General features: G+C 68.3%; 18 protein-coding genes. 6 read left to right on the top strand and 12 right to left on the bottom strand.

Annotated elements, in window-relative coordinates; all coding sequences use genetic code 11:
• Window positions 1–248: 248 nt before the first annotated feature.
• On the bottom strand, window positions 249–866 hold the full coding sequence (locus A6A40_RS13110) for a glutathione S-transferase N-terminal domain-containing protein (protein ID WP_082860817.1): 618 nt from the start codon (window positions 864–866) through the stop codon (window positions 249–251).
• A gap of 233 nt (window positions 867–1,099) precedes the next feature.
• Here A6A40_RS13110 and trkA point away from each other — a divergent pair, with 233 nt between their 5' ends.
• A complete protein-coding gene (trkA, locus tag A6A40_RS13105) occupies window positions 1,100–2,479 on the top strand; it encodes a Trk system potassium transporter TrkA (protein ID WP_063635771.1) in 1,380 nt (459 codons plus the stop codon).
• 55 nt (window positions 2,480–2,534) lie between these two features.
• Window positions 2,535–3,995, top strand: coding sequence for a TrkH family potassium uptake protein (locus A6A40_RS13100; RefSeq protein ID WP_063635770.1), 1,461 nt, complete (start codon window positions 2,535–2,537; stop codon window positions 3,993–3,995).
• A 31-nt stretch (window positions 3,996–4,026) separates the two neighbouring features.
• On the opposite strand, the gene A6A40_RS13095 is transcribed toward A6A40_RS13100, so the two are convergent.
• Both A6A40_RS13095 and A6A40_RS13090 read right to left on the bottom strand, forming a co-directional pair.
• Entirely contained in the window at window positions 4,027–4,260 is a 234-nt protein-coding gene (locus tag A6A40_RS13095) for a hypothetical protein (RefSeq protein ID WP_063635769.1), read from the bottom strand.
• 99 nt (window positions 4,261–4,359) lie between these two features.
• On the bottom strand, window positions 4,360–5,262 hold the full coding sequence (locus A6A40_RS13090; protein ID WP_063635768.1) for a DUF4142 domain-containing protein: 903 nt from the start codon (window positions 5,260–5,262) through the stop codon (window positions 4,360–4,362).
• 306 nt (window positions 5,263–5,568) lie between these two features.
• On the opposite strand from A6A40_RS13090, the gene A6A40_RS13085 reads away from it, so the two are divergent.
• Both A6A40_RS13085 and A6A40_RS13080 read left to right on the top strand, forming a co-directional pair.
• The gene (locus tag A6A40_RS13085) at window positions 5,569–7,257 is read left to right on the top strand and encodes a GMC oxidoreductase (RefSeq protein ID WP_063635767.1); all 1,689 of its coding nucleotides are present in this window, start codon (window positions 5,569–5,571) and stop codon (window positions 7,255–7,257) included.
• A 52-nt stretch (window positions 7,258–7,309) separates the two neighbouring features.
• The gene (locus A6A40_RS13080) at window positions 7,310–7,885 is read left to right on the top strand and encodes a mismatch-specific DNA-glycosylase (protein ID WP_063635766.1); all 576 of its coding nucleotides are present in this window, start codon (window positions 7,310–7,312) and stop codon (window positions 7,883–7,885) included.
• A 37-nt stretch (window positions 7,886–7,922) separates the two neighbouring features.
• Here A6A40_RS13080 and A6A40_RS13075 read toward each other — a convergent pair whose 3' ends face one another.
• The 3 genes from A6A40_RS13075 to A6A40_RS13065 all read right to left on the bottom strand — a co-directional run bounded on the left by A6A40_RS13075 (window position 7,923) and on the right by A6A40_RS13065 (window position 11,586).
• A complete protein-coding gene (locus tag A6A40_RS13075; RefSeq protein WP_063635765.1) occupies window positions 7,923–8,435 on the bottom strand; it encodes a hypothetical protein in 513 nt (170 codons plus the stop codon).
• Between the two features lie 433 nt (window positions 8,436–8,868).
• Entirely contained in the window at window positions 8,869–11,121 is a 2,253-nt protein-coding gene (locus A6A40_RS13070) for a xanthine dehydrogenase family protein molybdopterin-binding subunit (protein WP_174718515.1), read from the bottom strand.
• Between the two features lie 3 nt (window positions 11,122–11,124).
• The gene (locus tag A6A40_RS13065) at window positions 11,125–11,586 is read right to left on the bottom strand and encodes a (2Fe-2S)-binding protein (RefSeq protein ID WP_063635764.1); all 462 of its coding nucleotides are present in this window, start codon (window positions 11,584–11,586) and stop codon (window positions 11,125–11,127) included.
• Between the two features lie 198 nt (window positions 11,587–11,784).
• On the opposite strand from A6A40_RS13065, the gene A6A40_RS13060 reads away from it, so the two are divergent.
• Together A6A40_RS13060 and A6A40_RS13055 are read left to right on the top strand one after the other, a co-directional pair.
• Entirely contained in the window at window positions 11,785–12,699 is a 915-nt protein-coding gene (locus tag A6A40_RS13060; RefSeq protein ID WP_063635763.1) for a LysR family transcriptional regulator, read from the top strand.
• 224 nt (window positions 12,700–12,923) lie between these two features.
• The gene (locus tag A6A40_RS13055; RefSeq protein WP_174718514.1) at window positions 12,924–13,790 is read left to right on the top strand and encodes a 3-hydroxybutyryl-CoA dehydrogenase; all 867 of its coding nucleotides are present in this window, start codon (window positions 12,924–12,926) and stop codon (window positions 13,788–13,790) included.
• A 91-nt stretch (window positions 13,791–13,881) separates the two neighbouring features.
• On the opposite strand, the gene thiD is transcribed toward A6A40_RS13055, so the two are convergent.
• From thiD to flhA, 6 genes are all read right to left on the bottom strand, one after another.
• Window positions 13,882–14,712: a bifunctional hydroxymethylpyrimidine kinase/phosphomethylpyrimidine kinase gene (thiD, locus tag A6A40_RS13050; RefSeq protein ID WP_108546667.1), complete on the bottom strand. Its 831-nt coding sequence runs from the start codon at window positions 14,710–14,712 to the stop codon at window positions 13,882–13,884.
• A complete protein-coding gene (glmM, locus tag A6A40_RS13045; protein WP_063635762.1) occupies window positions 14,709–16,082 on the bottom strand; it encodes a phosphoglucosamine mutase in 1,374 nt (457 codons plus the stop codon). Before glmM ends, thiD begins: the two co-directional genes overlap by 4 nt.
• Window positions 16,083–16,223: 141 nt before the next feature.
• The gene (gene folP / locus A6A40_RS13040; RefSeq protein WP_063635761.1) at window positions 16,224–17,390 is read right to left on the bottom strand and encodes a dihydropteroate synthase; all 1,167 of its coding nucleotides are present in this window, start codon (window positions 17,388–17,390) and stop codon (window positions 16,224–16,226) included.
• 83 nt (window positions 17,391–17,473) lie between these two features.
• On the bottom strand, window positions 17,474–18,556 hold the full coding sequence (locus A6A40_RS13035; RefSeq protein ID WP_063635760.1) for an EscU/YscU/HrcU family type III secretion system export apparatus switch protein: 1,083 nt from the start codon (window positions 18,554–18,556) through the stop codon (window positions 17,474–17,476).
• A gap of 3 nt (window positions 18,557–18,559) precedes the next feature.
• Window positions 18,560–19,318: a flagellar biosynthetic protein FliR gene (locus A6A40_RS13030; RefSeq protein WP_063635759.1), complete on the bottom strand. Its 759-nt coding sequence runs from the start codon at window positions 19,316–19,318 to the stop codon at window positions 18,560–18,562.
• 4 nt (window positions 19,319–19,322) lie between these two features.
• A complete protein-coding gene (gene flhA / locus A6A40_RS13025; RefSeq protein WP_063635758.1) occupies window positions 19,323–21,416 on the bottom strand; it encodes a flagellar biosynthesis protein FlhA in 2,094 nt (697 codons plus the stop codon).
• Window positions 21,417–21,458: the final 42 nt, after the last annotated feature.

The raw sequence follows: 21,458 nt of genomic DNA, 5'->3' as shown, positions 1-21,458 counted from the left end.
CTCCGCAGGCCGGCCGACGCCATGGGTAGACCCTCTCTTTGGATGTTTGGGTGACGGTTCGGTGAAGTTTTCGCTACGCACAATCGAAATATCGTTGCGCCTGCGAAATCGACCGGTTCGACGACGGTCGACAGCCGACCTTTTGCCGGGCTTGGTGAATCGAACGTAAACAGCACGGTGAAGCGCAAGCGGCGCCCGCCGGCATCGAGCACCGCTTTACTGCGCGTTATTGGAGAAGAGCAGCAGGCTTATTGCAAGCGTTGTACGGGCGGAGCGGTGCGCCGCAGGCTGTCGCGGTCGGATGCCTTGTCGAACCACGCCGCAAGCGCCGGGCGGCCTTCACGCCAGTCCTCGTCCCCGAAGCGGAAATCGAGATAGGCGAGCGCCGCCAGGACGGCGAGCGTGCCGATGGTGTCCTCGCCGCCCAGCGCCGCCGCGTCGGCCTCCAGCAGGTCGAGCGCGCGGGCGACCGCCTTGCGCTGGCGCTCCATCCAGTTCACCGACCTCTCGCCATCGGGGCGCATGGACTCGAGCCGGCGGAGGATGGCGGCGTCGCAGATGCCGTCGGCGACCGCCTGGAACCGCAGCGCGCTCCAGCGTGCCGGGCCGGCCGGCGGGAACAGCGGCGCCCGGTCGCCGAGCGTATCGAGATACTCGGCGACGACCGGGCTGTCGAACAGGGTGGTGCCATCCGCAAGCGTCAGGGCGGGAACCTTGCCCAGCGGATTTTCCCTGGGCAGGTCGGTATCGGCCGACCAGGGATCGGTCGCCACCCGCTCCACCCGATCCTCAAGCCCGCGTTCGATGACGACCATCATCACCTTGCGCACATAGGGCGAGGTGGGGCTCCAGCGCAGCTTCAACATGGACGTTCCTTCATCATTGTCGGTTTACGGAGGCTCCGCCCCGCATCCTGCCACCGAACCGCGCGCCGGGGGAGACCGGCATGGACAGGCCCGCGGGAAGGTTTTTGCACCTCCTCCCCGGTCGCCACGGTCCTTCCAATCCGCTTTGGCTTGCAACGCTTCGCCATTGCCGTCATTTGCTCACATTGGCCGGACAGGCCGGGGTGCAGCGGAAACGGGCCGGGGGCAGGCGCATGAAGGTGATCATCTGTGGAGCGGGACAGGTCGGGGCAAGCATCGCGCGGCACCTCGCGCTGGAGGACAACGACATCACGGTGATCGACACCTCGACCGAGCTGGCGCAGCGGATGGACGAGAGCCACGACGTGCGCGGAATGGTCGGCTTCGCCTCCCACCCCGATGTGCTGGCCCAGGCGGGCGCGCGGGACGCCGACATGCTGATCGCCGTCACCCATTCCGACGAGGTCAACATGGTGGCCTGCGAGGTCGCCCATTCGGTGTTCAACATCCCGCTGCGCATCGCCCGCATCCGCAAGCAGGCCTATCTGCAGCCGGAATGGTCGTCGATGTTCTCCGCCCAGCATCTGGCGATCAGCGTCGTCATCTCGCCGGAGGTGGAGATCGCCCACAGCATCGCGCGGCGCCTGCGCTCCCCCGGCGCGTTCGAGATGGTGCCGCTCGCCGACGGCAAGGTGCATCTGATCGGCGTCCACTGCACGAACAGCTCGCCCCTGCTCAACACGCCGCTGCGCCGCCTGACCGAGATGTTCCCGGATCTGCGCGCGGCGGTGCTGGCGGTCTTCCGCGACGGCACCGGCTTCGTGCCCAGGGGAAACGACATTCTGCGGCTGGGCGACGACGTGCATCTGGTCTGCCGCACCGCCGACATCGTCCGCGTCGTCGCCCTGTTCGGCCACAGCGAGGCGCCGGCACGCCGTCTGGTCATCGCCGGCGGCGGCAATGTCGGCTTCAATCTGGCGCAGATCGTCGAACGGCACATGCGCGGCATCTCCATCAAGATGATCGAGGGCAATGCGGCACGCGCCGAGCTGATCTCGCGCTCGCTGCGCTCCAGCACCGTGGTGCTGAACGGCGATGCGCTGGACCACGAGATCCTGGAAGAGGCGCAGGTCGGCCGGGCCGAGACCATCGTCGCCGTCACCAACGACGACGAGACCAACGTCTTCACCTCGCTGCTCGCCAAGCGCGCCGGCTGCGGGAGGGCGATCACGCTGCTGAACAAGACCTCCTACGCCCCGATCGTCGCCGGGCTGGGGATGGATGTGGTGGTCAACCCGGCGGCGGTCACCGTGTCCTCGATCCTGCGCCATGTCCGGCGCGGACGCGTCGCGGCGGTGCAGACCATCGGCGACAATTTCGGCGAGGTGGTGGAGGCCGAGGCGCTGGAGACCTCCCGCGCGGTCAGCGGCCCCATCGGGTCCATCGATCTGCCGGGCGGCATGATCATCGGCGCGCTGGTCCGCGGCAACGAGGTTATCATCCCCACCAGCCAGACGGTGATCGAACCGCATGACCGCGTCATCGTGATGGCCACGGCCGATCTGGTGCGCAAGGTCGAAAAGCTGTTCGCGGTGGGGCTGGAGTTCTTCTGACCGGCCCGACGCTTCGCCCCCTTCCCGCCGCCCATTTCCTCTGACCAGAGACATCATGCCGAATTTCAGGCCGATCCTGTTCATCGTCTCCATCGTGCTGCTGGCGCTCGCCGCGACGATGCTGATCCCGGCCGCGGTCGATTTCGCCTATGGCAATCCGGACGCCAGGGTCTTCCTCTATTCGGCCGCCTTCACCGGCGCCTGCGGCGGGGCTCTGGCGCTCGGCACCCGATGCCACTTGCAGGGCGGATTGTCGCTGAGGCAGGCCTTCCTGCTGACGCCGCTGACCTGGACCAGCACCGCGGCCTTCGCCGCCCTGCCCTTCCAGTTCAGCAATTTTCCCGAGCTGTCGCTGAACTACGCCAACGCCTTCTTCGAAACGATGTCGGGCCTGACCACCACCGGATCGACGGTCCTGGTCGGGCTGGACCGGATGGCGGAGGGCATCCTGCTGTGGCGGGCGTTGCTGCAATGGATGGGCGGCATCGGCATCATCGGCGTGGCCATCGCGGTCCTGCCGGCGCTGCGGGTGGGCGGCATGCAGCTGTTCCGCACCGAATCCTCCGACCGGTCGCAGAAGGTGCTGCCGCGCGCCCAGCAGATCGCCAAGGCGATCGTCGCGGTCTATGCCGGGCTGACGGTGATCTGTGCCGCCTGCTACTGGCTGGCCGGGATGACACCGTTCGAGGCGGTGGTGCACGCGCTGACCAGCCTGTCGAGCGGCGGTTTCTCCACCTCCGACAAATCCATCGGGAACTTCGAAAGCCCGGTTCTGCATTGGCTGGTGACGCTGTTCATGCTGCTCGGCAGCCTGCCCTTCGTTCTGTATGTCCGCACCCTGACCGGCCAGCGCGACGCGCTGTGGAAGGACAGCCAGGTGCGGAGCTATCTGGGATTCCTGGTTGCGGTGATCCTGCCGCTCAGCATCTGGCTGGCGGCGACCCACGGCCACGACTTCCACGACGCCTTGCGGCTGGTCGCCTTCAACGTCGTGTCGGTCGTCACCACCACCGGCTATGCCTATACCGACTACAGCCAATGGGGAAACCTGGCGGTCGGCGTGTTCTTCGGGCTGACCTTCATCGGCGGCTGCACCGGCTCCACCGCCGGCGGCATCAAGATCTTCCGGTTCGAGGTGATGGTGACGGTGCTGCGCACCCATTTCCTTCACCTGATCTATCCCCGCGGCGTCTTTCCGCGCCAGTATGGCAATCGGCAGCTGAACGACGACGTGCTCGGATCGGTGATCGTCTTCTTCGCTCTGTTCTTCACCGCCTACAGCGTGATCACCATCGCATTGATGGCCCTGGGGCTGGACTTCATCACCAGCGCCAGCGCCGCGGTGACCGCGCTGGCGAATGTGGGGCCGGGGCTGGGCGACATCATCGGCCCTGCCGGCACCTTCGCTTCCCTGCCGGATTCGGCAAAATGGCTGCTGTCGCTGGCGATGCTGCTGGGCCGGCTGGAGCTGTTCACCGTGCTTGTGCTGTTCATGCCCCAGTTCTGGCGGGGCTGAGGGGCCGGACGGGACCGGCCCCCTCCGGCGTTCATTCGTCTGGATTGCGGCTGGCCGGATTGCGGTTGGCGACGTGTTCCTGCAGCTGCTCGGTCTGCACCGCCTTGCTGTCCAGCCCGCGGGCATCGGAATGGCGCGACTTGTCGCGGTTCGACAGCACCGCGTTGTCGCCGATCGCGCCGGCGGGAAGGTCGGTGGTGGCGCCGGTGCCGGAGCCCTTGCCCTGACCGCTGGGGCTCATGTGCTTCTTGCTGGCGTTCGCCATCTTTGCTTTCTCCATCGGTTGGCCGGGGCCGCCGGCAAATGGCTTCCCGGTGCCCCCGGCTTGTGTCCGTTCAGATCCGCCGCAAGCCCCTTGCGGGCCTTACTGCGGATTGCGCGGCTGGGTGCTGTCCAGGCTGTCGGCGGTGCCGCCGCCATTGCGCTGGCCGAGCGAGACGGTGTTGTCGTCATACTTGAACTCCGCCATCTGCCTGACCTGATCCTCGGTCACCTGCCGGGCGACGATGCGGTCGCCATCGGCATTCAGCAGGGTATAGTCCAGCGCCACCTGCTTGGCGCCGATGCCAAGAATGCCGCCGCGGTCGAGCACCACCTGGGTGGCCTGACCCGACTGGGCGTCGAGGATGATGTCGGCGATGTCGCCCAGCTTGCCGCCGTCCTCGCCATAGACGGCCTTGCCCATCATCTGCTCGAAGCTGGTGCTCTGCTGAGCCGCCCCGCTGGCGGAGGCGACGTTCGGGCGCAGGTCGCGGACCTGGCGCAGATGCTGTTCAAGCGTCGGCAGCGTCTGTTCGGCGAAGCGCTTCAGGTCGGCATCCTGGCCCTTTTCGGCCTGGGTGCGGAACAGGGTGACGGCGGTCTGGTGGGCGTCGATCTGGCCCTGCAGATAGGCGGAATCGAACTGGTCGCCCTGCAGGCCGCGCAGCTGATCCAGCTTCTGCCGGTGTTCGGAATCGAGGCTGGAGGGCAGCGTCATCGACTTCCGCTGGGCCATCGCCTTCATGGCGTCCGACGTCTTGGTGTGGTCGGTCATCATGTGGCTGCCGAACTGCTTGACGCCAGTGTCCTTGGCATGGTCCTGCGCCAGCTTGCCGGCCTGGATTTCGAACATGTCGCTGACCGCAGCCTTTTCGGCGAAGGTCATGTCCTGCTGCGACAGTTGCCCCGTCCCGGTCACTGTCTTCTGCGGCGTCGGCGTCTGCGCCAGCGACGGAGCGGAAAGCAGGAACAGGGCGGCGGTGGCGAGAAGATGGTGGCGTTTCATGGCGGCGGTTCCTGCGATTGCTTGATTGCCGGTGAGCGTTCGTCCACGACCTTCGGGCCGGACCGAGGCACCGTTCTCCGTCATTTCAACCGCTGACTGCGGCCGTCGTTCCCACCATACGGTCCCGCCATCCCTGCCGGTGTCCGGGACGAAGCGGACGGGCTGTCCGGATCGTCCGGGGTGCCGCGCTTGTGTTGAGTACCGGAGTGGTGCAGCGCGCCGGGGGTATAGCCGAATGCGCGCTCGGCCTAGGCCACGCGTCCGGGGCAAGAAAGGACGGCTTATGTCCCTGGTACGGAGGCCCGCTTGCTTCGTGACGCCCGCCATGTCTTGAACGGCACCCATATCGATTGCGACCTGTGCGTGATCGGTGGCGGCGCCGCTGGCCTGACCATCGCGCGCGAGCTGGCCGGCAGTTCCTGCAGCGTCGTCCTGCTCGAAGGCGGCGGATTGGAGGTCGACGGCATCTCCCAGGCACTGTATGCCGGCCGCAATGTCGGCCTGCCCTATGAGCGGCTGACCACCGCGCGCAGCCGCTATCTGGGCGGCAGCACCAACTGCTGGGGCGGCTTCTCCCGCCCGCTGGAGCCCGGCGACTTTGCCGAACGTCCCTGGATTCCCGACAGCGGCTGGCCGATCCCGCGCGACACGATGATGCCCTATTACGAGCGCTCGCAGAGCGTGCTGGGCCTGGGGCCGTTCGACTACGACACTGATTTCTGGATGGAGCGGGTCGGCGGGCCCAAGGCGGCGCTGTTGCCGGTAGAAGATGAGGACGGGGACGGCTTCGAAAACCGCCTCGCCCAACTCAGCCCGCCGATCCGCATGGGCGAGGCTTACCGCGCCGAGATCGGGCGCGCCGCCAACATCACCGCCTTCCTCAACGCCAACGTCACCGGCCTGGACACCAACCCGACCGCCACCGCGGTGGAGCGGGTGCAGGTCCGCACCCTGGACGGACCGGGCTTCACCGTCGGCGCCCGGCTGTTCGTGCTGGGCTGCGGCGGCATCGAGAATGCCCGCATCCTGCTGCTGTCCAACACGGTGCAGGCGGCGGGGCTCGGCAACGGCAACGATCTGGTTGGCCGCTACTTCGCCGATCATCCGCGCTTCAAGACACCGCCGGTCCGCCTGAGCCAGCAAGGGCGGCACCGCACGCTCTATGATGTCAGCCTGTGTCTGGCGCGGCGGCGGCTGCGCCGTCCGCACCCGTCGGTGGCGCTGGCGCTGTCGCCGACCGCGGAGCTGCAGGAACGCCATGCGCTGCCCAACTCCCGCACATATCTGGTCGCCTCCTACCATTCGGGGGCGTTGGACGCCTTCAAGGCGATGCGCGACCTGCGGCTCCTGCCCTCGCGCCACAGCTGCCGGCGCTTCGGCGTGTCGGAGGACGAGTCGGTCAGCCTGCTGCGCAACGCCGGCCCGCGCATCCTGCGCAGCATGCCGCAGCTCGCCCACGCCCTGTTCGACAGCATCGTCGATCCGGGCTGGCTGCCCCGGCGCTTCACCCTGGAAACGGTGCTGGAGCCGGTTCCCAACCCCGACAGCCGGGTGACGCTCGACCATGCCACCGACCCGTTCGGCTGCAACCTGCCGCGGGTGGACTGGCGGCTGACCGAGCAGGACCGTCGGGGCGCGGCCGAGACCCAGCGCCTGCTGCGCGAGGATCTGCTGCGCCGCGGCCTGATCACGAACGGCGGGCGGCAGGACGAGCCCGCCGAGGCGACGATGGCGGATGTCGGCTGGTGCTGGCACCATATGGGCACGACGCGCATGCACGAATCGCCGCGCCACGGCGTGGTCGATGCGGAAGGCCGCGTGCATGGCGTCGGGAACCTCTTCATCGCCGGCAGTTCCGTCTTTCCCACCATGGGCGCCGACCACCCGACCATGACCATCGTGGCGCTGGCGCTGCGGATGACCGACCGCATCCTCGCCCTGCTGCAGGACGAACGGAGCAGTCCGCCTGCCCCCGCGGTCGCCGCCTCGCTTTGAGCGGAGCGGCGGTGTCCTATATCCTCCTCTCCCTGCGGAGAGGAACCGACCGATGGACCTGTTCGACGATGTTCCGGCCCCTTCCCCGAACGGGATGCCGCCTGCGGCGGGGCCGTTGCCCGACATCGTGGCGCCGGGGCTCGACTGCCTGTTCGTGGGCTTCAACCCCGGCCTGCGGTCGGGCGCGCTCGGCCACCATTATGCCGGGCGCGGCAACCAGTTCTGGCGCCTGCTGTTCGAGGCCGGGCTGACCCCGCGCCTTTACCGGCCGGAGGAGGACGCGGCCCTGCCAGCCATCGGGCTGGGCTCGACCAACCTCGTCGCCCGCGCCACCGCCAGCGCCGCCGAGCTGTCGCGGGCGGAGCTGCGCGGCGGGGTGCCGCGGCTGGCGCGGATCGTCGGTTTCCTCCGGCCGCGGGTGCTCGCCTACACCGGCAAGGGGGTCTATCTGGCGGCCACCGGCCTGCCCGACGCGCCCTGGGGCGTGCAGGAGCGCGGGCTGTTCGACGGCGTCGCCGACGTGGTGGTGCCGTCGCCGAGCGGCCTCGCCCGCCTGCCCTTCGAGGAAAAACTGCGCTGGTTCCGCGCGTTGCGGGCGGAGATCGAGCGTCGGCGAGGCACAGGATAGGTTTCCAATCGCATCAATGGGAACCTATCCAACGATGCTATGCAACAGCCTCGAGATGCGGCTGGCGCGTTATCGTGAAGCTGACCGCGCCGTCGGCGTCATAGCGCAGGATCCAGACGGTGTGGAAATCGTCACCCTCCCATTTTTTCGGAACCTGATCGGCCGGGGCACCGAGTGCCAGTGCCAGTTCCGGCAGCTTGCCGTGATGCCAGCAGATCAGAACGGTGGCGCCGGTGTAGGGCGCACCGCTCAGAAGCGCCGGAACCTTGGCGACATCATCGTCGGCAATCGTGTGGGCCAGCGGCAAGGCGCGGATCAGACTGATCGGCGTCACCGTTTCGATCGGCCGGACGCTGTGCGGCGAAGGTGCCGTCGCCACCACCGCCGAAATGGCCGGAGCTCCCGTCGGAACCAGATCGGGCAGCGTCCTGGTGATGGAGCAGGCGCGCTGCCAGCCCTTCGCCGACAGGTTGGGGTCGGTGTCGTCATCCGGCTTTTCGCCATGGCGGATCAGCAGGACGGTGTTCGGCGCCGGCTTCGGTGCGGTCATCGCCAAATGCCTTTCAACGGGAAAATTTCCTTCATTATACGCAAAATAAGAGAATGCACTGACAATTTAATCTCATAAGAAGTGAATCGATGGGCGTCTTGTCAGAAATGCCGCGACCGCAATTCCTGCCTAGTCGCTAGAGATAACTGTCCGGACGGAGAGTATCGACCGGGAGCGGGCGGCGGCGGGGGGCAATCCCCCTGCCCCGGCGAATCTCCGGGAAAGGCGAGGATGCGGAAACGGCCTTGAGCCATGCTGTGCGCCGCATGACCGCCATGGACCGACACAGCATCCCTTACGACCCATTGCCCGCGCCGGAGACCGGTCTGGTCGCCCGGCTTCTGCGCATCGAACCGACACGCAAAAAAGAACCGGCGGAGACTTCCGTCGCCGCCGGTCCGATGCGGGCCGGCCCCGCCTTAGCTGCCCCGTCTCAGCTGACGATGCCGCCGCGGCTGAAGGGCAGCGTCTGCTGCGGCTGGCCGGTCACCGAGAAGACGGCGTTGGCCACCGCGGGTGCGGCGGTCGGGACACCCGGTTCGCCGGCGCCGGTCGGCCGTTCGCCGGACGGCACGATGTGGACCTCCACCGCCGGCATGTCCGACATCCGCATCGGCAGGTAGCTGTCGAAGTTGGCCTGATCCACCACGCCGTCGGTCATGGTGATCTCGCCGCGCAGCGCATGGCCGATGCCCCAGCCCGTGCCGCCCTCCATCTGCGCCTTGACGATGTCGGGGTTGATGACCTGACCGCAGTCGATGGCAACGACGACCCGGTCGACCTTGACCTGCCCCTTGCCATCGACCGTCACGTCGGCGACATGGGCGACATAGGTGTTGAAGCTCTCATGCACCGCCACGCCGCGGCCCTTGCCCTGCGGCATGGGCTGGCCCCAGCCGGCCTTCTCCGCCGCCAGCTTCAGCACGCCGGCCAGACGCGGATGGTCCTTCAGCATCTCCAGCCGGAAGGCCACCGGATCCTTGCCGGCCGCCTTCGCGAGCCGGTCGATCATCACCTCCTTGGAATAGGCGGTGTGGGTGTGCCCGACCGACCGCCACCACAGGGTGGTGACCGGCGAGGCGACGGTGTGGGCGTCCACCGCCAGATTCGGCACGGCATAGGCCATGTCCGACGCCCCCTCGACCATCGTCGCGTCGACGCCGTTCTTGACCATCACCGCCTCGAACGGCGTGCCGGCCATGAAGCTCTGGCCGACGATGCGCTGCTTCCAGGCGACCAGGGCGCCCTTGGCATCCACCGCGGCCTTGATCCGGTGCAGGAACAGCGGGCGGTAGCGGCCGCCCTTGATGTCGTCCTCGCGCGTCCAGACCAGATGCACCGGGGCCTTGGGATAGGCCTTGGCGATCATCACCGCTTCGGCGATGTAGTCGGCGTTGGTGGTGGCCCGCCGGCCGAAGCTGCCGCCGGCCCACTGGGTCTCGATCTTCACCTGTTCCGGCTTGCAGCCCAGGATATGCGCGGCGACCATCTGTTCGACCGTCTGGAACTGGGAGCCGGCCCAGATGGTGCAGCCACCCTCCGGGTTCAGCGCCACCACGGCGTTCAGCGGCTCCATCGGCGCATGGGCGAGGTAGGGGAAGACGAAGTCTCCTTCCACCACATGCCCGCCTTTGGACGACGCCTCGGCGAAGGCCTTGTCGGCATCGCCCTTGCCGGCGGCGACCGCACCCGGCCGGTCGGCCAGCTTGCGGTAGTCGGCCAGCATGGCGTCGGTGCCGCGCATCTCGGCCTTGGCATCGTCCCAGGTGACCGTCAGCGCCTCGCGGCCCTTCATGGCGGCCCAGGTGTTTTTTGCGATCACCGCGACGCCGACCGGCAGGCTCACCACCTCGATCACGCCCGGCACCTTGCGGGCCGCCGCGTCGTCGACGCTCTTCACCGTGCCGCCGAAGCGCGGGCTGCGGGCCAGAACCGCCGTCACCTGACCGGGGCGGCGGATGTCCATCGAGAAGATGGCGGTGCCGTCGGTCTTGCTGATGTGGTCGAGCCGGTGCAGATCCGGCTTGCCGATCAGCACATAGTCCTTGGGGTCCTTCAGCTTGACCTGCTGCGGCACCGGCAGCTTCGCCGCCGCCTCCGCCAGTTCGCCGAAGGTGAGGCTGCGGTTGCTCGCCGCATGGCGGACGACGCCCTTCGACACCGTCACCTCGCCGGCCGGTACGGTCCAGCGGGCGGCAGCCGCGGCGACCAGCATGGCGCGGGCGGCCGCACCAGCCATCCGCAGCTCGTCCCAGCTGTTGGCGACGGCGGTGGAACCGCCGGTGCCCTGGATGCCGAAGAAGTGGTTGGCGTACAGCTTGCTGTCGGCCGGGGCGAAGGCGCCGCGCACCTGGGCCCAGTCGGCGTCAAGCTCCTCCGCCGCGATGGTGGCGATGCCGGTGACGATGCCCTGGCCCTTGTCGAGATGCTTGGCCAGCACGGTGACCGTGTTGTCCGGCGCCACGATGATGAAGGCATGCGGACGCGGGTCGGCCGGACCGACGATCTTCGGAGCGGCCTCCGCCGCCAGCGCCGGCATCGGCAGATGCGCGCCGACGACCAGCGCGCCGGCCCCGGCGCCGATGGCCTTCAGGAAACCGCGGCGCGACGGGGCCGTCAGCGGCCGCAGCGCGAGGGGTTCGCCGAACCCATTGTGGGCGGCCTGACGGATCAGATGATGCAGCATGGATCAGGCCCTCATCGTCTGGGCGGCATCCTTGACCGCCGCGCGGATGCGGACATAGGTGGCGCAGCGGCAGACATTGCCGTCCATCGCCGCGTCGATGTCCTGGTCGGTCGGGTTCTGGTTGTCGGTCAGCAGCGCGACCGCGCTCATGATCTGGCCCGACTGGCAATAGCCGCACTGGACGACGTCCAGCTTCTGCCAAGCCGCCTGGACGGCCTGCGCCGCCTTGCCCTTCACGCCTTCGATGGTGGTGACTTTGCTGTCCGGACCCAGCATGCCGACCGGGGTCTGGCAGGCGCGGGTCGGCGTGCCGTCGACATGGACGGTGCAGGCGCCGCACTGGGCGACGCCGCAGCCGAACTTGGTGCCGGTCATGTTCAGCTCGTCCCGCAGAACCCACAGGAGGGGCATGTCCTCGGGCACGTCGACCTGACGGTCCTCGCCGTTGACGTTGATGCGAATCATGGCTCTTGCCTCTTTCTCCCTGAACGGAACCGCCGCCATGTGGTGACGACGGCAGGTCCGCTGCCCGGTTGCGGGCCTTGGCTACGAATGGCGGCTACGGATCAGGATTTTTGATTGTTTGGCTGCTGAACCAGCTCTGTCTCGACAGAATACACCGTCTAGTGCACAATGAACTAGGAGGCTTTGGTTCATATCGTCATGAAAGCAATTCATAACCCGGCGCTCGACCTGAACCTGATCAAGGTGTTCGACGCGCTGCTCGAAACCCGCAACGTCTCCCGCGCGGCCGAGGCGCTGGGCGTCAGCCAGTCTGCGGTCAGCCACGCCCTGGCCCGGCTGCGCACGCTGATCGGCGATCCCCTGTTCGTGCGCACCGGCAACCGGATGGAGCCGACGCCGCGCGCCCAGCGGCTGGCGGAACCTCTGCGCGACCTGCTGGTGGGAGCCGCCCGCGCCCTGTCGGCGGCGGAGGATTTCGACCCGCAGCGGGAGGAGCGGAGCTTCAGCATCTCCACCTCCGATTCGATGCAGGCGGTCCTGCTGACCGGCATCCTGCGCGACGCGGCCGAGGGTGATCTGCGCGTGTCGGTCGCCCTGCGCAGCCTCGATCCCGACGCCATGCTGGACGCGCTGGATGACGGCACGCTCGATCTGGCCATCGGCTATCTGCCGGAACTGCGGCGCTGGCACGACCGTCAGGTGCTGTACCGGGAGACCCATGTCTGCCTGTACAACCCGGATCTCGTGCCGGTCACCCCGCCCATCGGGCTGGAGGATTACACCCGCTATCCGCACCTGATGCCGTCGCTGCGCGGCGGCATGACCAGCTTCATCGACGACGAGCTGGCGGCGCTCGGCACCCGGCGGCGGGTGGCGGCCTCCACCACCCAGTTCCTGGCGATCCCGATGATCCTGACGCGGGCGCCGATGCTGACCTCCCTGCCCGCCCGGCTGGCCAGCCTGTGCGCCGATGCGCTGGGGCTCGCCACCAGCCCCCTGCCCTTCGATGTCGGCGATTACGAGGTGTCGATGATCTGGCATCGGCGCAACACCGGCTCCCCCTCCCACAGCTGGCTGCGCCAGCGCATCGGCGAGGAGGCGGTGAAGCTCTGACGCGAATAGGACGGGGCGCCCTTCGAATTGCCTGGTCGAACCGGCCCGGATCGGCGGCCAACAACCACCGGGTTGGCAAATTCCCTTCCCTGCGGCAGGACGCCGCGCCGGCCGGAAGGTCACCGTGCCGCATACGACAAGTCATCGCAGCGCAACGAAAAACCGTGTAGAACTTGCTGCACCTGCGAACCAACGCAACCGCCAACCAATAGGGGCAAGGAACAATGGCCGAGAGCATGGGAATCGAGACCATCGGCGTCATCGGCGCCGGACAGATGGGCAACGGCATCGCCCAGGTCTGCGCCGTCGCCGGCCTGACGGTGGTGATGACCGACATCTCCGAGGAAGCGGTGCAGCGCGGCCTGTCGACCGTCGGCGGCAGCCTGGACCGTCTGGTCAAGAAGGAGAAGATGACGGCGGCCGACCGCGAGGCGGCCCTGGCGCGCATCACCGCCACCACCGACAAGTCGAAGCTGGCCAACTGCGATCTGGTGATCGAGGCCGCGACCGAGAACGAGGATCTGAAGGTCAAGATCCTGAAGGATCTCTGCGCGACCCTGAAGCCGGAAGCGCTGGTCGCCACCAACACCTCGTCGATCTCCATCACCAAGCTGGCGACGGCCACCGACCGTCCGGACCGCTTCATCGGCCTGCATTTCTTCAACCCGGTGCCGCTGATGGCGCTCTTGGAGATCATCCGCGGCATCCAGACCAGCGACGACACCCACGCCAAGGCGATGGCCTTCGCCAAGCGCGTCGGCAAGTCGCCGATCACCGCCAAGAACAGCCCCGGCTTCGCCGTCAACCGCATCCTCTGCCCGATGATCAACGAGGCGATCTTCGCGCTGCAGGAAGGCATCGCCACCGCCGAGGATATCGACGCCGGCATGAAGGCGGGCTGCAACCACCCGATCGGCCCGTTGGCGCTCGCCGACCTGATCGGTCTCGACACCATGCTGTCGGTGATGGAGGTCTTCTATGAAGGCTTCAACGACCCGAAGTACCGTCCGGCCCCGCTGCTGAAGGAAATGGTCGACGCCGGCTATCTCGGCCGCAAGACCGGCCGCGGGTTCTACGACTACAGCAAGTAATGTTTGGGGGGCGTTGTGGACACACGATGCCCCCTCCCTCCCCCACCGCAGGTAGGGGAGAGGGTTAGGGAGGGGGCCGAGCACCCCCCATTTACGAGAACTCCCGCACCGTGTGCAGGTGGTTGAGGGGCCCATGCCCGTGGCCCAGACCCGGCGCGGTCAGGATCGCCGTCTCCACGTAACGCCGCGCCCGCGCCACCGCGTCGCGCGTGCCAAGCCCCTGCGCCAGCCCCGCGGCGATGGCCGAGGATAGGGTGCAGCCGGTGCCATGGGTGTGCGGCGTGTGGACGCGCTTGCCCTGGAAGACTGTCTCGCCCTCCTCGGTCAGCAGCAGGTCGTAGAGGCTGTCGTCCTCCAGGTGTCCGCCCTTCAACAGCACCGATTTCGGGCCGAAGCTCAGCATCAGTTCCGCCGCGCGGCGCATGTCGTCCAGGTCGCGGATCGGCAGGTCGGTCAGCGCCTCCGCCTCCGGCAGGTTGGGCGTCACCACCTCGGCCAGTGGCAGCAGGCGCTTGCGCAGCGTCACCACGGCATCGGGATCGAGCAGATGATGGCCGCTCTTGGCGATCATCACCGGATCGAGCACCAGCGGCACGTTGACCGCGCGCGCCTCATACTCCGCCGCCACCGCCTCGATGACGGGGGCGTTGGCGAGCATGCCGATCTTCACGGCATCGGCGCCGATATCCTCCAGCACCACCTTCATCTGCAGGGCGACGAAGGCGGGATCGACCGGCACCACGCCATAGACCCCGGTGGTGTTCTGCGCCGTCAGCGCGGCGATGGCGGTCGAGGCAAAGGCGCCGAGCGCGCTGACCGCCTTGATGTCGGCCTGGATGCCGGCACCGCCACCGGAATCCGACCCGGCGACGATCAGGACGCGGCCTTTCACCGAGCCGGTCATTTCGGAGCCGCCGGTCATTGCGCGGCCTCCAGGCTGCGGGTGGCGCTGGCGCGGATGGCCTCGGCGATGTCGCCGACCACGCCATGGACCAGCGCCTCGTCGTCGCCCTCCGCCATCACGCGGATCAGCGGCTCGGTGCCCGACTTGCGGATCAGGACGCGGCCGCTCGACGCCAGCCGCGCCTCGCCCTCCTTGATCGCCTGCTGGACGGCGGCATCCTCCAGCGGCTTGCTTCCGGCGGCGAAGCGGATGTTGGTCAGCTTCTGCGGCACCGGATCGAAGACGCGGCAGACCTCGCTGGCCGAGCGGCCCTCGGCCTGGATCAGCACCGCCAGCACCTGAAGCGCGGCGATCAGCCCGTCGCCGGTGGTGGAATAGTCGGACAGCACCACATGCCCCGACTGCTCGCCGCCGACATTGTAGCCGCGCTCGCGCATCATCTCGACGACGTAGCGGTCGCCCACCGGCGTGCGGGCCAGATGCAGGCCGAGCCCGCCGAGATGGCGCTCCATCCCCAGGTTGGACATGACGGTGGCGACGACGCCGCCGCCGCGCAGGGTCTGCGACCGCGCCCAGGAGGTGGCGATCAGGCTCATCAGCTGGTCGCCGTCGATGGGACGCCCGGCCTCGTCCACCATGATGAGGCGGTCGGCGTCGCCGTCCAGCGCGATGCCCAGATGGGCGCCGTGGGCCACCACCTGCTCCTGCAGGGTCTGGGTGGATGTTGCGCCGCAGCCCTTGTTGATGTTGGTGCCGTCGGGGCTGACGCCGACCGGAACCACGTCGGCCCCCAGCTCGTACAGCACCTTGGGCGCGACCTTGTAGGCGGCGCCGTTGGCGCAATCGACGACGATCTTCAGCCCATCCAGCCGCAGCCCGCGCGGGAAGGTGTTCTTCACATACTCGATGTAGCGGCCGGTGGCGTCGTCCAGCCGGCTGGCGCGGCCGAGATCGGCGGGGCCGGCGAGGTCGGGGGCGAAGGGCAGCGCCATGCGCCGCTCGATGGCCGCCTCGACCTCGTCCGACAGCTTGTAGCCGTCGGGGCCGAACAGCTTGATGCCGTTGTCCTGATAGGGGTTGTGCGACGCGGAGATCACCACGCCCATGTCGGCCCGCAAGGACCGGGTCAGCATGGCGACCGCCGGGGTCGGCAGCGGCCCGACCAGCACCACGTCCATCCCCATGGAGATGAAGCCGGCGGTCAGCGCCGGTTCCAGCAGATAGCCGGACAGCCGGGTGTCCTTGCCGATCACCACCCGGTGCCGGTGGTCGCCGCGGCGGAACTGCAGCGCGGTCGCCATCGCCACGCGCAGGGCCGTTTCGGCGGTCATCGGGTCGATGTTGGCGGTGCCACGGATGCCGTCGGTGCCGAACAGGTGTCGCGTCATGAAAGCCTCGTGCAGGAACCGTCTTCAGGCCCGGATGTCGGGGTTCGGGGCCGAAAGCGCAAGCGAAGGATGTTTCTTCGCGCGGCTGACCGGCCGGGTCAAGCTCCCTTCGGCGGCTGCGCGAAAGGGTTGCAGGCGAGCTTACCGGGGATGCAGCCCCTCCCACAAGGCTCGGGCCTGCGCCGTTTCGGCCACGTCGTGGACGCGCAGGATCTGAGCGCCCTGGTTCAGCGTCTCCAGCCCGGCGGCGAGCGAGCCGGGCAGCCGCTCCTTCGGCGGCTCCTCGCGCGACAGGCGGCCGATGAAGCCCTTGCGCGACAGCCCGATCAGCACCGTACAGCCAAGTGCATGGTACAGCGAGGTGTGGCGCAGGATCTCCAGATTGTGCTCCGTCCTCTTGCCGAAGCCGATGCCGGGATCGATGGCGATACGCTCCGGGGTCACGCCGGCGGCGGCGCAGCGGGCGATCCGCTCCTCCAGCCAGTCGAACACGTCCAGCGCAGCGTCGCGGTAGGTCGGGTTGGCCTGCATGGTGCCGGGCTCGCCCTGCATGTGCATCACCACCACCGGGGTGCCGGTTCTTGCGACCACCGGCAGCGCGTCCGGATCGGACAGCCCGGCGATGTCGTTGACGATGCGGGCGCCGGCCGCGGCGGCGCTCTCCATCACGCTGGCGTGGCGGGTATCGACCGAGACGGCGGCCCCTTTCGCGGCGAAATGACGGATCACCGGCAGGACGCGCCGTTCCTCCTCCTCCGGCGCGACCGGATCGGCGCCGGGGCGGGTGGATTCGCCGCCGATGTCCAGGATGTCGGCGCCGGCCGCCAGCATCGCCTCGCCATGGTCGATGGCGGCGGAGGGGTCGAGGAAGTCGCCCCCGTCGGAGAAGCTGTCCGGCGTGACGTTGACGATGGCCATGATGAGCGGCCGGTCGGTCGCCAGCCCGGCGAAGGGCGCGCGGGCGCGGGTCAGGGCACCGAGCTGGCGGTCCAGCGCCTCCGCCACCGCGCGCGACCGCTCCCAGCCCCAGGCCATGATCTCCGACAGCGGCGCGAAGGCGCGGTCGATGCGGGAGGCCCCATCTTGCAGGCCGTCGCGCACGATCAGTTCGGCGGTCGAGAAGGCGAAGCGTCCGCCGGCCAGCGGCACCGCAGCCCCCTTGGCCCAGGCGGCGATGGGCATCAGCCCGACCGGGCGAAGATAGACCCGAACGCCCTCCTCTCCCGCCCAGGGGCAGAAGCCTGCCAGCGACCCGGCGGCCGATTTGGGGGCGGCTTTGGCAGCGGGCTTTGCGGAAAGCGGCGGCATCGGGATTCCCATCACGTCACGAACTGGTGCCACCGTTCCTGGCACGGGACCGGCGGGATGGCAAGGGGGGCTTACCCCCTTTCTTACCCCCGCCGCGCCAGACCGCCCTTCAGCTTCAGCACATAGGTGATGACCTCCGCCACCGCCTGGTAATGCTGGAGCGGGATGGCCGCATCGACCTCCGCCGAGGCGTGGAGGGCGCGGGCAAGCGGCGGATTCTCGACGATGGGAATGTTGTGCTCCTGGGCCAGCGCGCGGATGCGCAGCGCAATCAGGTCGGCACCCTTGGCGAGGCAGATGGGAGCGGCGGTGCGGCCACGCTCATAGTCCAGCGCCACGGCGAAATGGGTGGGGTTGGTGATGACCACCGTCGCCCGCGGGACGTTCGCCATCATCCGCTTCTTGGAGCGCAAGCGGCGGATGTCGCGCAGGCGGGCCTTGGCGTGGGGGTCACCCTCGATCTGCTTGAATTCGTCCTTGATCTCCTGGTGGCTCATGCGCAGGCGGCGGCGCCATTCCAGGCGGTTCCACAGCACGTCCACCGCCGCCATCAGGACGGTCGCCAGCAGGACCGCCAGCAGCAGCCGCAAGGTCACGTCCCGCAGCAGGTTGGGCAATCCGGCGACGTCCATGCCCACAGTATCCTCCGTCCATGCGATGTAGGGCGCCAGCGCGTGCCAGGCCGCGAAACTGATGATGGCGAGCTTGACCAGGCTCTTGACGAATTCGACCAGCGCCGGCCGGCCGGCCATCCGCTTCCAGCCCGAGGCGGGCGACAGGTGCGACCATTTCGGCCGGATGCGGTCGGACGCGACCAGAAAGGGTCCCTGCCCCAGCGCCGAAACCACCACCCCACCCAACAGGATGCCCAGCACCGGCAGCAGAGCCCCCGCAGCGCCGACGATCAGCCAATGCAGGCTGTGGATGACGTCGATGGCGCTGCCGTCGATGCGGATGTCGTCGGGATTCTCGATCAGCGGCAGCAGCAGGCCCGACAGCTGCGACGACACGCCGGGTGCCGCCATCAGCACGATCATCCAGGCCGCCACCATCGCGGACAGAAGGCCGACGTCGCGGGCGCGGGGGACGTCGCCCTTCTCCGCCGCCTCGCGCAGGCGTTTCTCTGTCGGTTCCTCTGTTTTCTGCTCGTCGTCCTGCTCCGCCATCGGTCAGGATCCCGAGAGCCAGCCGCCGAGCGTGGCGACGAAGGCGGTCAGCATCGCCCCGGCGGTCGCCATGAACAGGCCCATGCCCACCATCAGCACACCCGGCGTCGCGACGAAATAGACGGGCATCGCCGGCATGACCCGGTTGACCAGCCCCAGCGCCACATTCATCACCAGCCCGTAGAGGATGAAGGGCGCCGCCAGCCCCACCCCCAGCCGGAAGGTGGTCGCCAGCAGCTCGGCGAAGCGCTGGGCGACCATGCCGAGATCCGGGAACACCCCCGCCGGCCAGGAACCGTAGGAGCGGACCAGCGCACCGATCATCAGGTAATGCACGTCGGACGCAAACAGCAGCGCCAGCCCGCCGATCAGCAGCACGCCGGACAACACCGACCCGCCCTCGAACCCCGCCGCCTCCATCGAGAACGGGTTGCTAAGGCCAACGACCTGCGCCGCCAAGGCGCCGGCGGTCTGCAGCGCGGCCATGAACAGCCGGGCGCCGAGCCCCAGATAGGCGCCGACCAAGGTTTCGCCCGCCAACTCCCGCAGCATCTCCACCGGCTGGCCGGGCATGCGGTCGGGCAGCCCATCCACCCCCGGCAGCAGCACCAGCGTGACGATGATCGCCAGCACCGCCCGGATGCGCATCGGCACCGCCGCCTCGCCGAAGCCCGGCAGCAGCCCGATGGCCGCCGCCACCCGTGCCAGCACCAGGAGCCCGCGGTAGATCTCCAGGGTCAGGACCTGGCTGAGCGCATCCATCGGCCTAAACCTGATCGATGGTCTTGAGCGACGCCTTGCGGTGCAGCTCGGCATGGCTCAGCACCGGCGTCATCGGGCTGACCCGCTCCAGCAGGGAGCGGACGAAGGGCCGCACCTCCGCCCCCACCAGCAGGGCGGGCCAGACCTGCGAGGTGGCGTGCTTCTGGATTTTCAGGCGGACGGCGGTCAGGAACTCCTGCACCTGGCTGGGCGGCATGGCAAAGCGGCGGTCGTCGCCCTCCACCACGATGTGGTCGAGCAGCGCCTGCTCCCAGCGCGGGCTGAGAACGATCACCGAGACGAAGCCGTCCGGACCGGCCAGCCCCTGGTGGATCTGCTGGCCCAGCCGCATGCGCACATGTTCGGTGATCAGCGTGATGTGGCGGGTCCAGCCGACCGCCTCCGCCACCGCCTCGACGATGGCCGGCAGGTTGCGGATCGACACGCGTTCCGACAACAGCTGCTGCAGCACGCGCTGGAGCACGACCAGCGAGATCTGGCTCGGCACCATGTCGTTGATCAGCTTCTGGTACTCGCGGCCCAGCCCGTCGATCAGCTTTTGCAGCGCGGCGAAGGTCAGCAGGGTGGACAGGTTGTCCTTGATGACCTCGGTCAGGTGGGTGGTGATGACGCTTTCCGGATCGACCACCGTATAACCCTTGGCCACCGCCTCCTCATGGCGGGAGGGGTCGATCCATTTGGCCTGCAGGCCGAAGGTCGGCTCACGCGTCGGGTCGCCGGCGATGTCGGGCACGGCGCCGCCGGTCGGATCGATGGCCAGCAGATGCTTGGGCCGCACCTCCCCCTTCGCCGCCTCCACCCCCATGATGCTGATGACGTAGCTCTTGGGGGCCAGGAAGCTGGAATCCTTGATGCGCACCGACGGCAGGACGAAGCCGAACTCGGTGGCGAAGCGCTTGCGCAGGGTCTTCACCTTGGTGGTCAGCGGCCCGTTCTTGTTGAGGATCAGCGGGACGAGGTGGTTGCCGACCTCCACCTTCACCTCGTCGACCTTCAGCATGTCCTCCACCGCCTCTTCCGGGACGGCGGGGGGCGCCTTGCGGCTTTCCTCCAGCTTGGCGAGCGCCGCGGCGCGGGCCTTGCGGCGCGGCGCGTACCAGCCGAGCACCGCGAAGGCGGCGCCGATGGCGAGGAAGGGCGCCATCGGCAGCCCCGGCGTGATCGCCAGCGCCACCAGCAGCCCGGAGGCCACCATCAACGCCTTTGGATAGGCGCCAAGCTGGTCGATCACCGCCTTTTCGGCCGAGCCGATGTTGCCGCCCTTGGTCACCAGCAGGCCGGCGGCCAGCGACACCACCAGCGCCGGGATCTGCGTCGCCAGCCCGTCGCCCACCGTCAGGGTGGTGTAGATGGAGGCCGCGTGCTCGAAGCTCATCCCCTTCTGGGCGATGCCGATGGCCATGCCGCCGAGAACGTTGATGACGGTGATGACCAGACCGGCCACCGCGTCGCCGCGCACGAATTTCGAGGCACCGTCCATCGCGCCGTAGAAGGTGCTTTCGTCCTCCAGCTCCTTGCGGCGGCGGCGCGCCTCGGCCTCGTCGATCATGCCGGCGGAGAGATCCGCGTCGATCGCCATCTGCTTGCCGGGAATGGCGTCCAGCGTGAAGCGGGCGCCGACCTCGGCGATGCGGGTGGCGCCCTTGGTGATGACGACGAAGTTGATCACCACCAGGATGCAGAAGATCACCACGCCGATGACGAAGTTGCCGCCCATCACGAACTGGCTGAAGCCCTGGATGACGTGGCCGGCGGCGGCGTGGCCGTTGTGCCCCTCGCTGAGGATCAGGCGGGTCGACGCGATGTTCAGCGCCAGCCGCAGCATCGTCACCACCAGCAGCACGGTGGGGAAGGACGAGAAGTCCAGCGGGCGCGGAATCCACAGCGACACCATCAGCACCAGCACCGCGACCGAGAAGGACAGCGCCAGCCCGAGATCGAGGAACCAGGACGGCACCGGCAGGAACAGCACCGCCAGCACCAGCAGGATGCCGACCGCGAACAGCACGTCGCGGTTCGCCAGCCCGATGTCGCCGATCAGGCCGAACCGGCTGCGGACGTGATCGGTAAGGGTCATGGCAGGCCGTCGGGGTTCGAGGGATGGGGCGGTCGTCCGGCA

This window comes from Azospirillum humicireducens, assembly GCF_001639105.2.
GTDB classification, from domain to species: domain Bacteria; phylum Pseudomonadota; class Alphaproteobacteria; order Azospirillales; family Azospirillaceae; genus Azospirillum; species Azospirillum humicireducens.
The sequence above is the reverse complement of the archived record's forward strand: the minus strand, read 5'-3'. Positions and strand labels throughout refer to the sequence as shown.